This is a genomic window from Massilia sp. UYP34 (assembly GCF_056279385.1).
Window position 1 is genome coordinate 124,684 of record NZ_JBWBRF010000011.1, and the last position, 11,514, is coordinate 136,197.

9 protein-coding genes are annotated in these 11,514 nt (G+C 67.5%); 5 read left to right on the plus strand and 4 right to left on the minus strand.

All coding sequences use genetic code 11. The features are described from left to right. Positions 1-15: 15 nt before the first annotated feature. The gene (locus tag ACZ9AQ_RS17095) at positions 16-2,082 is read right to left on the minus strand and encodes a sensor domain-containing diguanylate cyclase (RefSeq protein WP_429205517.1); all 2,067 of its coding nucleotides are present in this window, start codon (positions 2,080-2,082) and stop codon (positions 16-18) included. A 325-nt stretch (positions 2,083-2,407) separates the two neighbouring features. On the opposite strand from ACZ9AQ_RS17095, the gene ACZ9AQ_RS17100 reads away from it, so the two are divergent. After that, entirely contained in the window at positions 2,408-3,202 is a 795-nt protein-coding gene (locus ACZ9AQ_RS17100) for a DUF2243 domain-containing protein (RefSeq protein WP_429205515.1), read from the plus strand. 60 nt (positions 3,203-3,262) lie between these two features. On the opposite strand, the gene ACZ9AQ_RS17105 is transcribed toward ACZ9AQ_RS17100, so the two are convergent. From ACZ9AQ_RS17105 to ACZ9AQ_RS17115, 3 genes are all read right to left on the minus strand, one after another. Continuing rightward, positions 3,263-5,065, minus strand: a complete 1,803-nt coding sequence (locus tag ACZ9AQ_RS17105; protein ID WP_429205513.1) for an ABC transporter ATP-binding protein — start codon at positions 5,063-5,065, stop codon at positions 3,263-3,265. Continuing rightward, positions 5,055-6,818: an ABC transporter ATP-binding protein gene (locus ACZ9AQ_RS17110; protein ID WP_429205511.1), complete on the minus strand. Its 1,764-nt coding sequence runs from the start codon at positions 6,816-6,818 to the stop codon at positions 5,055-5,057. Before ACZ9AQ_RS17110 ends, ACZ9AQ_RS17105 begins: the two co-directional genes overlap by 11 nt. A gap of 113 nt (positions 6,819-6,931) precedes the next feature. Next, complete coding sequence (locus tag ACZ9AQ_RS17115) at positions 6,932-7,660, minus strand: phasin family protein (RefSeq protein WP_429205510.1); 729 nt, start codon at positions 7,658-7,660, stop codon at positions 6,932-6,934. A 182-nt stretch (positions 7,661-7,842) separates the two neighbouring features. Between ACZ9AQ_RS17115 and ACZ9AQ_RS17120 the strand changes: the two genes are divergently transcribed. From ACZ9AQ_RS17120 to ACZ9AQ_RS17135, 4 genes are all read left to right on the plus strand, one after another. Continuing rightward, positions 7,843-9,159 carry an amidohydrolase family protein gene (locus ACZ9AQ_RS17120; protein WP_429205509.1) on the plus strand — a complete coding sequence of 439 codons (1,317 nt, stop codon included), beginning with the start codon at positions 7,843-7,845 and terminating at the stop codon, positions 9,157-9,159. A gap of 64 nt (positions 9,160-9,223) precedes the next feature. Further along, entirely contained in the window at positions 9,224-9,751 is a 528-nt protein-coding gene (locus ACZ9AQ_RS17125) for a GNAT family N-acetyltransferase (protein ID WP_429205507.1), read from the plus strand. A gap of 32 nt (positions 9,752-9,783) precedes the next feature. Then, positions 9,784-10,299 (plus strand): GNAT family N-acetyltransferase, encoded by a 516-nt coding sequence (locus tag ACZ9AQ_RS17130; RefSeq protein ID WP_429205506.1) that lies wholly within the window; start codon positions 9,784-9,786, stop codon positions 10,297-10,299. 75 nt (positions 10,300-10,374) lie between these two features. After that, entirely contained in the window at positions 10,375-11,361 is a 987-nt protein-coding gene (locus tag ACZ9AQ_RS17135) for a diacylglycerol/lipid kinase family protein (protein ID WP_429205504.1), read from the plus strand. Positions 11,362-11,514 lie beyond the last annotated feature (153 nt).

An 11,514-nucleotide genomic window follows, 5' to 3' on the forward strand; every position in this document is an offset into this window, starting at 1 on the left:
CGCGCCGCGAAACGCTCAGCCGTTCGCGGCGCGCGGCAGGTCGCGCTCTCCCATCACGACCGACAGCTCGACCTGGCCGGCGCGCCAGGCATGTTCCAGGTTCTGCTCGATCGCATCGATGCTGGCCAGCCTGTCGTCGGCGAAGCCGCGCACGCCATACGCCCGGTTGCGCCCGTGCGACTTGGCCAGGTACAGCGCCATGTCCACCAGGTTCACCACCCGTTCCCACGCCAGGCGCTGCTTGCCCACCGACAGCGGGAAGGGCGCGTAGCCGATCGACACGTTCACACTCAGGGCCGTGCCGCCATGGTTGATGACGGTCGCGCCGATGCCGGCCAGGATGCGCTCGGCCACCTCGTCCAGGCCGGCCTTGCCGGCCGGCGCCGTCGGCAGATAGGCCAAAAATTCCTCTCCGCCCCAACGCACGATCATGTCGGTTTCGTGCAGGATGTCGCACAGGCGCGCCGCGATCGTGGTAAGCACCGCGTCGCCGGCCGCGTGGCCATGGGTGTCGTTGATGCTCTTGAAGTGGTCGACGTCGAGCAGGAACAAGGCGCCGCCCGGCGCGCCGTCCGCTGCTTCCTGCGCTTGCGGCGGCGTGCGCATGTACTCCAGGAAGTGACGGCGGTTGTATAGTCCCGTCAGCGGATCGCGCACGCTCTGCTGCTTGAGTTCGCGGTTCTTTTCGTGCAGCTTGGCGTTGGCCTGGCGCACCTTGCGGTACAGCAGGCCGACCACGGTTGCCGCCAGCGCGAACACCGCGACCACCAGCCACCACACGCGCTGCTGCAGGCGACGGTTGTCGATTTCGGTCGACTTGATCAGGTTTTCGCTGCGCAGCAGCTCGATCTGGCGCTGCTTCTTGTCGCCCTCGTATTTTTCCTGCAGGTCGAGCATCGCCTTCTGGCGGCGCCGCTCGAACAGCTCGTTCGAGATCTTGCGTTCGCGGTGATAGGCCTTCAGCGCGCCGGGCAGGTCGCCGGCGCGTTCCAGCGCCAGGCCGTATTCGACCAGGGCGGTCTGCAGTTCCGGCTTGTTGCCGATTTCTTCGTAGCCGGCCATGCCCCTTTCGATCTGGCGCTTGCCCTCGGCCAGGCGGCCGGTGCCGAGATAGGCCTGGCCCAGGTTCAGGTGCGCGGTGGCGTCCAGCGCGCGGTCGTTCAGCGGATGCGCCGCGGTCACGGCCTGTTCGCCGAACGAAGCGGCGTTCACGAAATCGCCCGTCTTGAGATAGAAGTCCGACAGGTTGATCAGGGACACCACCACCCGTCGCTCGGCGCCGATCGAACGTTCCAGCGCCAGCCCTTCCTGCAGCGCCTTCAGTGCGCGTTCGGGCTGGCCGGTGTCGATCGCGAGCCCATATTCGGCATTCCTGATCGTTGCCATGCGGCCCGGCGACTGCGCCTTCTCGGCGGCGGCCAGCGCCTCGTCGAGCAGGCCGAAGCCTTTTTCGGGCTCGCGCATCTTGGTGTACAGGCGCACCAGCGCATTCAAGGCCATCACGACGTGGACCGGATCGCCTTTCCGGCGCGCCAGCGAGGTCGCCGCCTGCAAGCGTTCGAGGGCGAGCGGCAGGTTGCCGTCCTCGGCATACGATTCGCCCGAGGAAATCGTCGCCCTGACGCGCAGGTCGATGTCGTCGGTGGCATTGGCCAGCTTTTCGGCTTCCCAGATCAGGCGGTGGGCCTCGCCGGGCCGATGCTGGGCGAAGGCGGAATACCCCTGCAGCAAGAGACCCTTGGCCAATGCGCCCGCATGGTCGTGTTCGCGCCCGATGGCGATCAGCTCGTTCGCGAGGGCGAACGACTGGGGATGGTGCCCCAGGAGGTGGCGCGCCATCGCCAGCTGGTTCAGGAATTCGACGCGTTGCGCAAGCGGCGCGGCGCGCGCTTCGCTTTCGAGCGCTTCCAGCTGCGGCAGCGCGCGCTCGGGGACGAAGCGGTTCAGTTCCCGGATCTCGGCGATGCGCTGGTCCAGCGGCGCGGCGTCATCGGCGAACGCCAATGCCGACGCCACGCACAGGGCCAGCGCCAGGGCGTGGGAGCGGGAGCGCGCGAATGCGCGGTGCAGAACAGCGAACATGCCGGTAATCGTCGCGCCGAGTGTTCCGGCGGAAGTTGTTTGGTTCATTATATGGCTGTTGCAAAGAGGAAATTTCACTTTCTCTTTAAATGTCACAAAAATGACACAGGTGCCCGGCCAATGGCGCGCCCATGCGATTGATCCAGAAAGCCCGCCAATCCGGGCGAACCGAGCGGGCGCGCAGGCCGTCGCCAGGAAGCAAGGAGTCGCCGCTCCGCCCATGCCGTCGCTCGGTAAAAACACACATGATTTGTTGGACGAACGGTGCGATCCCGTTTTACCTGCCCTCCTATACTGGCTGCACGACATCGATGAGGAGACGGGCATGTTGAGATCGCCATGGGCCAGGTGGGGCGCGGCGCTGGGCTTTGCCCTGGGCGGCTTTTTTGACGGCATCCTGCTGCACCAGATCCTGCAGTGGCACCATCTTCTGAGCCTGGTTCCCGGCATCGACGACCTGCGCCTGCAGGTGCTGTGGGACGGCTATTTTCACTTGCTGATGTACGTCGTCGCACTGGCTGGCCTGTTCGGCCTGTGGCGCGCGCAGCGGCGCGGCCCGGTTGCCTGGGGCCGGCCACTGGCGGGCGCGCTGCTGGTGGGGTTCGGCGCCTGGCATGCGGTCGACGCGCTGCTCTCGCACTGGCTGCTCGGCATCCACCGCATCCGCATCGACAGCCCGAATCCCTTGTCGTGGGATCTGCTCTGGCTGGTCGCGTTCGGCATCGCGCCGCTGGCGCTGGGCTGGCGCTGGCTGCGCCGCCAGGGCGGCAACGATGGTGGCGAAGGCGAAGGCGAAGGCGGGGGCGGGTCGCATCGTGCGACCTCGGCTGCGGTGCTGGCCCTGCTGGCTGCCGGCACGGCCGCCGCTGGCGCCTGGGCGCTGATGCCGCCGCCGGGGCAGGACCTGACCACCGTCGTGTTCCACCCCGGCGCCGGCCCGCGCGAGGTGTTCGCCGCGCTCGACGCGGTTGACGGTCGCCTCGTATGGAGCGACCGCGCCATGGGTGTGGTGGTGATGGCGGTGCCGCAATCGCGCCGCCTGGACCTGTACCGGCACGGTGCGCTGCTGGTGAGCGGCGGCGGCGCGGCGGCCGGTTGTTTCAGTTGGAGCAGGATCTGACGACCTGCGGCGCAGTCGAGGCAGGGTGGACGGCGCAGCCGGCCGCGCGCCCGGCCCGCCCTACACCGCGATCTGCTGCAACAGATACAGCCGCTGGTACAGGCCGCCCTCGATCCGCATCAGTTTCTCGTGCGCTCCAGCCTCGGTAATCTTGCCGTGGTTGAGCACGATGATGCGGTCGGCGTCGCGGATCGTCGACAGGCGGTGCGCGATGGCGATGATGGTCACCTTGCCGCGCAACTCTTCCAGGGCCTCCTGCACGATCTGCTCGGTGGCGCTGTCGATGCGCGAGGTCGCCTCATCGAGCAGCAGGATGCGCGGCTCGCCCGCCAGCGCGCGCGCGATCGCGATCAGCTGCTTCTGGCCCGACGACAGGCGCGACCCGCCTTCGCCCAATTGGGTCTCATAGCCGTCTTCCAGCGCGGCGATGAAGTCATGGGCGTGCGCCGCGCGCGCCGCCGCCTGCAGGCGTTGGAGGGGCAAGCCGCGGCCCATGTCGATGTTCTCGCGCGCCGTGGCGGCCAGGATGAACGGATCCTGCGGCACCAGGCCGACCTCGTTGCGGAAGCGCTCGTTGCCGATGCCGGCCAGCGGCAGGCCGCCGATCTCGATGCTTCCCTTGTCGGCCACGTAGTAGCGCAGCAGCAGCGACAGCAGGGTCGACTTGCCGCTGCCGGTGTGGCCCACGATGCCGAAGAAGGCGCCTTGCGGCACGTCGAGCGACAGATCGTGCAGCACCGGCTGTCCCGGCGCGTAGCCGAATTCGACGTGGCGTACGCGCACCGCCGGCGCGCCGGCCACGAACGCCGCTTCGTCGTGGGCACGCTGGGGGTCGTGTTCGGGCGCGCCCGCTTCATCGAGCAGCGTGTTCACGCGCGCCGCCGCCACCACCGCCTGCTGCAGGCCGCTGAACTGCATCGTGATCTGGATGAGGGGTTCCACCACGCGCGCGATATAGCTCACGAACGCGTACAGCACGCCCACCTCGACCGCGCCGACTTCGCGCTGGCCGAAGGCGAAGATCACCAGCGCCAGCAGGGCCACGTTGAGCAGGTCGAGCGCGGGCCGCAGCAGGAAGGCGTTGGCGCGCAGCTCGGCCACGCGCGCCGTGTAGTGGCTGCGGTTGGTGCCCAGGATGCGCTCGCCGAAACGCGCTTCGGCATTGCTGGCCTGTAGCACGCTCATGCCGCCGATCGACTCGGCCATCTGGGCATTGATGTCGCTGCGCAGGGCCCTGGCGCGCGTGACCGCCGGCGCCGACAGGCGCTGGTAGAGCCAGACGATGCCCACCACCGCCGGCACCAGGGTCAGCACGATCAGCATCAGGCGCCAGTCGAGCCAGGCCATCGCGATCATGGTGCCGACCAGGACGATCGAGTTGTCGAGCATGACGTACAGGACCTGGATGTACAGGGTCTTGACCGCCTCGGTGTCGTTGGTCACGCGGCTGACCAGCTGGCCGGTGATGGCGCGATCGAAGAAGGCCATCGGCAGGCGCAGCACATGGCCATAGACCCATTCGCGCAGGCGCTGCACCGAGCGCATCGCCAGGCCCGACAGGCGGATCAGCTGCAGGTAGCGCACCCAGCTCGAGATCCAGCCGGTGAGCACCAGGCCGCCCAGCAGCAGGGCCATCTGCGTCCAGTCGAGGTGGCGCGGCAGCAGGTGGTTGTCGATCAGGGCCTTGCCCAACAGCGGGCCCACGACCTCGAAGGCCGCGGCCAGGATCAGCCACAGCGTGGCGACGGCCAGGTGGCGTTTTTCGGGCGCGGCGGCGCGGCGCAGCAGGCGCGTGGCGAGCTTCGCCTGGTTGCGCAGCTCGCCGCGCTCCACGGATTTCTCCAGGCTTGCGTCAGATGGCATCGAGGCTGGCCTCCAGTTGTTGATAGCGCCACTGGCTGGCATACCAGCCATCCAGCGCGAGCAGTTGATCGTGGGTGCCGGCTTCGACCACGCGACCGGCCTTGAGCACGACGATGTGGTCGGCCGCCACCACGCTTGATAACCGGTGGCTGGCGATGATGGCGGCGCGTCCCGGCTGCGCCCGGCGCAGCTCGGCCAGGTGTTCGAGGATGCGCGTCTCGGTGCCGGTGTCGACCGCCGACAGGGCGTCGTCCAGCAGCAGCAGGCGGCTATCGGCCAGCAGCGAGCGCGCGATCGCGACCCGCTGGCGCTGGCCACCCGACAGCGTGATGCCTTTTTCGCCGACCGGGGTGTCGTAGCCGTGCGGGAAGCGCAGGATGTCGTCGTGGATGTCGGCCATCCGCGCCGCCGCGATCACTTCGGCGCGCGAGGCGCCGGGACGGGCCAGCGCGATGTTCTCGGCGATCGAGGCCGAGAACAGGAAGGATTCCTGCGGCACCCAGCTGGTCGCGCTGCGCAAGGCCGCCAGGCGATAGGCCTCGAGCGGCTGGCCGGCCCATTCGACGCGGCCGGCCTGCGGCGTGGCCTGGCGCAGCAGCACCCGCAGCAGGGTCGACTTGCCGGAACCGGTCGGGCCGACCAGGCCCAGGGTCTGGCCGGGCTCGAGCCGCAGCGACACCGCGTCCAGCGCCGGCTGGCGCGGATCGGCTTGCGCTGCGCCGTAGGCGAAGGTGACCTTGTCCAGCACCAGCGCGCCCTGGCCGACCCGTTCGATCTCGCCGTTGTCCTCGACCGAGAGCGGGGCGTCGAGCAGCGGTTGCAGGCGCGCCAGGCCGGCGCGGCCGCGTTCGATCAGGGTCAGCACCCAGCCGGCCGCGAACATCGGCCAGATCAGCTGGCCCAGGTACATCGTGAAGCTGGTCAGGGCGCCCACCGTGAGCTCGTTCTGCCACACCAGGTAGCCGCCCAGGCCGAGCGTGAGGCCGGTGGCGGCGGTGAGCGTGAGGCCGACTGCCGGCTCGTAGGCGGCTTCCCATTTCTGCGCCGTCAGGCTGGCTTGCGCCGCATTGCCGGCCAGCTCGCCGAACTGGCTGGCGCTGCGCCCTTCGAGGCCCAGGGCGCGCAGGGTGCGCACGCCGGACAGCGACTCCTGCACGTGGTCGTTGAGCTTTGAAAAGCGCTTGAGCGCATCGCCTTCGGCGGTGTGGATGTGGGTCGAGATGTACCAGAACGCGAGACCCATCAGCGGGAACGGCAGCAGCGCGACCAGGGCCAGGCGCCAGTCGACGCCCAGCATCATGATCCCCAGCACCATCGCCAGGGTCAGCGTGCCGTCGAAGGCGGCCAGCAAGGCTTCGCCGGCCGCCATCTCGATGGCGTCGATGTCGTTGGTGGCCAGCGCCATCAGGTCGCCGGTGCGCTGGCGCCCGTAGAAGGCCGGGCCCTGCGCCGCCAGGCGCGCGTACAGGCGGGTGCGCAGCTCGACGCCCAGGTCGTAGGCGGCCGAGTACAGCCGGATGCGCCAGCAGACCCGCAGCACGTAGATCGCCACGCCCAGCGCGGCCAGTTCGGCGATCCCGAGCAGCAGGTCGTGCTGGCCGAGACGGTTGGCGGCGAGGGCGTCGACCATGGCGCCGACCTTGCGTGGGATGAGGACGGTGCAGATCGCAACGCCGACCAGCATGACGGCCGACGAGGCATAGGATCGCCAATGCCGGCGCACGAAGCCGCCGATCAGCGTGGACAAACTCATTCGACTTCCTTGGAAATGCGCCCGAAAAAAAAAGCGGGCCAGAGCCCGCTAGTGTAGTCGTTTTGCCTAGTCGGCGCATTTCGCGGCGTTATTCGCTCATGCTGTCGCCGATCCTATTTGCGGCGCTTCGACGACGTGCCGATGCGGGTGACCGTGGTCGAATTCTTGTCCTCGACCGGGGCTGCGAGCGGTTGCGGCGTCGCGGCGGCCTTCGAGGCGCCCTTGACGGCGGCCTTGGCAATTGGCTTTTGCTCGGACACCGGAACCGGCTCGTCGAGGACGGTCGCCTGCACCTCGGCCGCCGTCGCCATCGGCTCGGCCAGCTCGACCACGAGTGGCTCTGGCGCAAAAGCCGGTTCGGATATCTGCTCGGCGGCCTGCTTGACCTGCTCGGTGACCTCTTCGGTGGCCTCTTCGGTGGCCTTGACGGTAGCCTGCACGGCTTCCTGCGCGGCTTCGGTGATCGGCGTTTCCTGGATCACGGGCGCGACGAAGGCCGGTGGCGCGGCCTCGGGCGCGATCGTGCGCAGGCCGTATGGCTGGGCATTGGCGGTGATGTTGGCCAGTTCGCGGCCATAATCGAACAGGCTGCGCACCTGTTCTTCGGCGTGGGTGCGCAGCACCAGCAGGTCGCGCGGCTGGGTCGCCCCGATCAGCTGGCGCAGAGTGTGCGACGAGCGCTCGACCGAATCGCGCGAGGCCGACAGATTGAGCGAGATGAGACGGCTGGCGTTGTCCAGCGCCTGCGTGGCAAAGGTATTAAAAAAGCGGAACTGTGCATCCAGCTGGGCGCTCAGTTGCCTGGTAGATGCTGCGGACAATTGCTCGGGAAGTGAAGTCATGGGATTTCCTATCGTCAGTATGGCGCGCTGCAATATCGTGCAGTGTACCTACGATTCGTGGGTGTTGCAAAGCACAAAGGGGGCTTATTTATAGCGGGTAATATTGCATTGCAGCATTGCTTGATATTTCTCAAGGACTATGTCCCTGAATTGCTACAATTTGGCGATGAATAGGAGTTGACATGGATCTCGTGATTCGCAACGCGACGTTGCCTGATGGCCGGCGCGACATCGACATCGGCATCGCCGACGGCCGCATCGCCGCTCTCGCGCCGCGGCTGGCTGCCAGGGGAGCGCGCGAAATCGATGCTGCCGGCGATCTGGTCAGCCCACCCTTCGTCGACGCCCATTTCCACATGGATGCAGTCCTGAGCTATGGCTTGCCACGCGTGAACCGCAGCGGCACCTTGCTCGAAGGTATTGCGCTGTGGGGCGAGCTGAAGCCGGCGCTGACCCAGGACGCCCTGGTCGAGCGCGCGTTGCGCTATTGCGACTGGGCGGTGGCGCGCGGCCTGCTGGCGATCCGCAGCCACGTCGACGTCTGCGATGACCGGCTGCTGGCGGTGGAAGCCCTGCTGGAGGTCAAGCGCCGGGTGGCGCCGTACCTCGACCTGCAACTGGTCGCTTTCCCGCAAGATGGGCTGCTGCGCAGCCCGACCGCCTTCGGCAACCTGAAGCGTGCGATCGGCATGGGGGTGGACGTCGTCGGCGGCATCCCCCATTTCGAGCGCACCATGGCGCAGGGCGCCGAGTCGGTGCGCCTGCTGTGCGAGTTCGCGGCCGAGCGCGGCGTGCGGGTCGACATGCACTGCGACGAGAGCGACGACCCGCTGTCGCGCCATATCGAAACGCTGGCGCAGGAGACCCTGCGCCTCGGCCTGCAGGGCAGGGTGGCCGGCTCGCACCTGACCTCGATGCATTCGATGGACAATTATTACGTGAGCAAGCTGCTGCCGCTGATCGCGGAAAGCGGCGTGGCGGCGATCGCGAACCCGCTGATCAACATCACCCTGCAGGGCCGCCATGACACCTATCCCAAGCGGCGCGGCATGACCCGCGTGCCCGAGCTGATGGCGGCCGGGGTCGACGTCGCCTTCGGTCACGACTGCGTGCTCGATCCCTGGTATGGCATGGGTTCGGGCGACATGCTCGAAGTGGCGCACATGGGCCTGCACGTGGCGCAGATGACCGGGCTGGAGGCAATGCAGTCGTGCTTCGACGCCGTCACCGCGACGCCGGCGCGCATCCTGGGGCTCGAAGGGTACGGCCTGGCGCCGGGCTGCCATGCCGACCTGGTGATCCTGGACGCCGGTTCCGCGGTCGAGGCGATCCGCCTGCGCGCGGCGCGCCGGCTGGTGCTGCGGCGCGGCTGGGTGGTGGCCGAGGCGCCGGCCGCCGCCAGCCGCCTGTATCTCGATGGGCGGCCCGACGGCGTCGACTTCAGGCTGCCTCAGGGTAACACTCAGGGCACCAAACTCGCAAACCAGGATGCACCGTGATTATTTGTGAGATTTCAGGCAAAATAACTGACCGCCGGGTTTTGGCATTTGCATACTGACCGTTGTGAGAGAGATCGACATCCGTCCCGCCGTCGAAGCCGACTTCGAGGCGATCTGGACCATTTTTTGCGCCCACGTGGCGGCCGGTGAAAGCTATGTCTTCACCACCGCGACCACGCGCGAGGCCGGCCATCATTACTGGCTGGGCCAGGGCGTGCACAGCTTCGTCGCCGTGAGCGCGGCGGGGCGCGTGCTGGGCATGTACCGGCTGGCGCCGAACCAGCCCGGACGCGGCCACCATGTGGCCAACGCCTCGTACATGGTCAGCCCGTCGGCGCAGGGCGCGGGCATCGGCCGCCTGATGGGCGAACACAGCCTGAACGAGGCGCGCCGCCAGGGCTTCCTGGCGATGCAGTTCAACCACGTGGTCAGCACCAATGCCGCCGCCATCGGTCTGTGGAAGAAACTGGGCTTTTCCATCGTCGGCACCCTGCCCAAGGCCTTCCGCCACAAGCGCCTGGGCTATGTCGACGCCTATGTGATGTACCAGCTGCTGCAGGATCCCGACCATTGGCCCACCGCGGACGAGTAGCGGACGGTAAATAAAGCGGTATGATCTCGGCCATGACCAGGATCCTCGACACCGACCGCCTGCGGCTGCGCCTCGCTACCCCGGACGACGCCCCGTTCTACCTGGCGCTGGTGAACGACCCCGCCTTCATCGAGCACATCGGCGACCGCAAGCTGCGCACCGTCGCCGCCGCGCGCCGCGCCCTGGACGAAGGACCGGTGGCGATGCAGGAGAAATACGGCCATTCGCTGTACCTGGTCGAGCGGCTGGCGGACGGCGCGCCGCTCGGCTTGTGTGGCCTGGTCAAGCGCGACACCCTGGAGCACGTGGACATCGGCTACGCCTTCCTGCCCGAGCACCGCGGATGCGGCTACGCCTTCGAGGCGGGGCAGGCGGTGGTGCGCCTCGCGGTGCGGCTGGGCATCCGGCGCCTGGCGGCGATCGTCGCGCCCGACAATGCGGCCTCGATCGCGCTCCTGCAGCGCCTGGGCCTGCGTTTCGAACGCCGCGCCACCCTGGCGCCCGGCCAGCCGCCAGTCGATCTCTACCTGACCGATCTGGAGGGTTGAGTAGCGCACCTTGCGCGGGTATTGACGGTGATACGATGAGGCATCCACAACGCCTGCTTACCGAAACGAACTCCAATGCCATTCACCGAGCCGCCGCCAGACGCCCATTTCTACATTGTCCTGAATGCGGGATCCGGGCATTCCGAAACCGAAGAGCGAATCTCGACGATCCGCGAGGTCATGGACAAGTCGGGCCGGGTCTGCCACCTGGAAGTGGTCGAACACCCTGACCGGCTGGAAAACATCGCACGCGAGATGGCCGGCAAGGCGCTTGCCAACGACGGCGTGCTGGTCGCGGCCGGCGGCGACGGCACCATCAACACGGTTGCGCACCAGGCGGTGCTGGCCGGCTGCCTGTTCGGCGTGCTGCCGCAAGGCACCTTCAATTATTTTGGTCGCACCCACGGCATCCCGGAAGACCTCACCGAGGCGGTGTACGCGATGTTGCGCGCCGAGGTGCGGCCGGTGCAGATCGGCATGCTCAACAACAAGATCTTCCTGGTCAATGCCAGCGTCGGCTTGTATCCGGCGCTGCTCGAAGAACGCGAGCACGACAAGCGCGAATATGGCCGCAGCCGCTTCGTCGCCTTCCTGTCGGCGGTCAAGATGGCGCTGCGACCCCACCGCCATCTGCGCATCACGCTCGAACTCGATGGCAAGGAAAAACGCCTGCAGACCACGACCTTGTTTGTAGGCAATAATCGGCTGCAGATGGAGCAGATCGGGATGGAAGAGCTGACCGAGGCGGTGGAAGAGGGACAGCTGGTGGCGCTGGCGCCCAAGCCGATGGGCAAGCTCGGCCTGCTGGGCCTCTTGATCCGCGGCGCTTTCGGCAAGCTCGGCGCGGGCGACGACGTCGTCGCCTTTGCGTTCAAGCGCATGACGGTGCGCACGCCGTCGTTCTATGGGCGCAAGCGCCTGAAGGTGGCGGCCGATGGCGAGGTGAGCAAGATGGCGACGCCGTTCGAATTCCGGGTGCTCGAAGGGCGGCTCAAGCTGCTGGTGTCCGAAAAAGGACGCGGCAAGCCGCGTCCCGTCGAGGGCTCGTTCGAGACTGCGTGATCCCGACGGTTATGGGCACCTCGAAAACCGTCGCGAGCGGCAGCAGTTTCGGTCGGGCCGCGCAGGTCGAGAAGCGCAGCTGTACTGGAGTACAGCGAGCATCGCAGACCTGCGCGGCCCGACCGAAAATGCAACGCGCAGCAGGTTTTTCGA

Coding starts and splice junctions, on each gene's coding strand:
- ACZ9AQ_RS17095 (WP_429205517.1), bottom strand. CDS start 2,082: ATGTTCGCTGTTCTGCACCGCGCATTCGCGCGCTCCCGCTCCCACGCC.
- ACZ9AQ_RS17100 (WP_429205515.1), top strand. CDS start 2,408: ATGTTGAGATCGCCATGGGCCAGGTGGGGCGCGGCGCTGGGCTTTGCC.
- ACZ9AQ_RS17105 (WP_429205513.1), bottom strand. CDS start 5,065: ATGCCATCTGACGCAAGCCTGGAGAAATCCGTGGAGCGCGGCGAGCTG.
- ACZ9AQ_RS17110 (WP_429205511.1), bottom strand. CDS start 6,818: ATGAGTTTGTCCACGCTGATCGGCGGCTTCGTGCGCCGGCATTGGCGA.
- ACZ9AQ_RS17115 (WP_429205510.1), bottom strand. CDS start 7,660: ATGACTTCACTTCCCGAGCAATTGTCCGCAGCATCTACCAGGCAACTG.
- ACZ9AQ_RS17120 (WP_429205509.1), top strand. CDS start 7,843: ATGGATCTCGTGATTCGCAACGCGACGTTGCCTGATGGCCGGCGCGAC.
- ACZ9AQ_RS17130 (WP_429205506.1), top strand. CDS start 9,784: ATGACCAGGATCCTCGACACCGACCGCCTGCGGCTGCGCCTCGCTACC.
- ACZ9AQ_RS17135 (WP_429205504.1), top strand. CDS start 10,375: ATGCCATTCACCGAGCCGCCGCCAGACGCCCATTTCTACATTGTCCTG.